The sequence below is a fragment of the Paracoccus acridae genome, from assembly GCF_014642735.1.
GTDB lineage: Bacteria > Pseudomonadota > Alphaproteobacteria > Rhodobacterales > Rhodobacteraceae > Paracoccus > Paracoccus acridae.
Genome location: NZ_BMIV01000053.1, coordinates 1 through 2,329 on the forward strand (window position 1 = coordinate 1; position 2,329 = coordinate 2,329).

Annotated in this window: 4 protein-coding genes; all 4 read right to left on the reverse strand. The window is 57.5% G+C overall.

From position 1 onward, the window contains the following. Positions 1-627, reverse strand: a 627-nt coding sequence (locus IEX25_RS19550) for a sugar transferase (protein ID WP_188717381.1), incomplete at its 3' end; no start/stop codon positions are given. 100 nt (positions 628-727) lie between these two features. Beyond that, positions 728-907, reverse strand: coding sequence for a hypothetical protein (locus tag IEX25_RS19555; RefSeq protein WP_188717383.1), 180 nt, complete (start codon positions 905-907; stop codon positions 728-730). Between the two features lie 208 nt (positions 908-1,115). Next, positions 1,116-1,508 (reverse strand): type II toxin-antitoxin system VapC family toxin, encoded by a 393-nt coding sequence (locus tag IEX25_RS19560; protein ID WP_229665516.1) that lies wholly within the window; start codon positions 1,506-1,508, stop codon positions 1,116-1,118. Beyond that, positions 1,508-1,753 carry a type II toxin-antitoxin system Phd/YefM family antitoxin gene (locus IEX25_RS19565; RefSeq protein WP_188717387.1) on the reverse strand — a complete coding sequence of 82 codons (246 nt, stop codon included), beginning with the start codon at positions 1,751-1,753 and terminating at the stop codon, positions 1,508-1,510. The genes IEX25_RS19560 and IEX25_RS19565 overlap by 1 nt, the downstream gene beginning before the upstream one ends. Between the last annotated feature and the right edge of the window lie 576 nt (positions 1,754-2,329).

Genomic DNA, 2,329 nt, shown 5'->3' on the forward strand with positions numbered 1-2,329 from the left:
CACCAGGGCATCCGTGCGCAAGCTGATCGAACGATCGTAGCTGTCGTCATACATGGCGCGAGAGGCGAATGTGGACTGGTTGCGTTCCGAGACCTGCCACAGGCCGGTCAGGCCCGGCCGTAGCCCATAGTAGCTGGAGCCGGGATAGAGGGCCTGCTGTTCAGGCAGCATCGGCCGGAGACCGACCAGGCTCATGTGACCGGCGAGGACATTCCACAACTGGGGAAGCTCATCCAGAGAGCTCTTGCGCAGCAGACGACCGAACCGCGTGACACGCGGATCGTGGCGCAGCTTCTGGGTCTCTTCCCACTCGGCGCGCGCCTCGGGATGGGTGTCCAGATGCCCCTGCAGCCGTGTGTCGGCATCCACCACCATGCTGCGCAGCTTCCACATCCGGTAGCGGCGCCTGCCACGACCGACCCGGTCCTGCGCGTAGAAGGGATTACCGCCATCGATCAGCACGACCAGGGCCAGCACCAGCACCAGCGGCAGGACAACCGGCAAGGCCATCAGCACCAGGAGGAGATCAAGCGGCCGCTTGAGCGAGTTGCGGTAAAGACCGTGACGCGGGGCAACGGTGGAGACATAGGCCGGGCCATCAGCCAGAAGCTGCTGCTGAGCAAACATGACAAACTACTCTTTACAAACGAGGGCTTTAACATCGTGACCTGAGCCGCAATGACCTTCCGAAGTCAGACTGACCTCAGTGCCTGCTCAACCGTCGATGTCAGGACAGTCGAGGTGCGGACAACGTGATGCCGATGATCTTCGCCTGATGCTCCAGACGCCCCAGAAGCTCACGGTACTCTGCATTGTGGGAATAAGCGCTGATTGCCGACATGATGACCTTCCAGTCATCGACAGACACAGCGGGACGAAACGCGAAGGTGGTTTCAGAGGCAAACATGGAAATACCTACAACTGTAACGAACATCCTCTCCATAACCGGAGGTTGTCTATTGGCCAATTTGCCTTTTTGTATAGGCTAATAGGCTGCCGAGTGACGGGCGACATCCATCATCCAACAAGCCATTGTTCCATAAGACGAATTATTGCAGAAAATTGCCGCGCCAAGCGGTCGCACGTCGGCTTACTCCCCCTCTTTCTGCAGCACACTAGCTCACGATCTGAACTGCTTCTGCCTTCGCTGCCGCCAGCAGCGCCGCGTCCAGGCTCGCCAATGTGGCGCCATGCCGTAAGGCCAGCTCCAGATAGAGAGCATCGTAAACGGTCAGTCGATGCCTTCGAGCCAGATCCAGAACCACGGCATTGGCAGGATTGGTGTCCAGCACGATCCCCAACCCATCAACGGCATCTGTGATCTGCTCGGCCGAGCCTGCCGGAAGACGGCCGCGGCGCTCGTTGACCACGAGGATGTTGCGCAGCTCTGCCCAGAGCAGCCATGGAGCAAGGATATCATCGTGCTTGGAAGCCAGGTCCTGCAAGTCGATCCCCTGCTCATCGGGCATGACCCAACCAACAAGCGCAGACGCATCCAGGACAAGCATCAACGCCGGCCCTCGTCACGCGCGGAAAGGATGTCCTCGGCCGACAAAGACACGCCCTGCTGGGTCAATCGTGTCCGGAGCCCGGAAAGACGACGCAAGGCTTCTGCCCGGCCAGGACCAGCGACCGGCACCAGCTTGGCCACGGGTGTCCCACGGCGCGTGATCGTCACGCTTTCCCCCTGCTCAGCTGCTACCAGCAGCTCGGACAGATGCGTCTTTGCCTCAAAAGCTCCGATCTCACGCATAGCACATCTCCCAACTAGTTACAAACTAGTAGAAGAACGGCTGACAAGCAAGATCGCAGCTAGGATGTCAGCCTAACAAACATTTAATGGTCATTAACCAATGCATTTGGGTGCTTTGGCGGCCACCCACGGGATCGAAGTCACCCTGATCGTCAAGGACTGCGGGTCACGACAGGACAAAGAGGTGAGAATAGGTGTTTGATCCAGCACAGGTTGGGCGCAGATGCTTGGATGTTGCGGATCTTCCAGCCGGGCGGCATGGCACTCAGGAGCATGAAAACAAAACAGGTGCCGCCCGGCTAATACGCCTCTTTCGTCTGAATATGACGCGGGCGGCAACTTCCTCACAGTCAGGGTCGCCAAGACAACTTGAAAATTGATATGCTCTATGTTGCACGATCAACATCAGCGAACAGGTATCTTGATGATAGGAGCTACGAAATGATTAAGATGAGAGATTTGAATACTGGTTGTTGATTTCCACCCAGAACTGAGCCGGCATTTCCATCGAGAAGTGAGCCACCTCTGACTATGGATTTCCGGTCATTCAGTGGTCAAGGCGTGATCGTTCTCCTT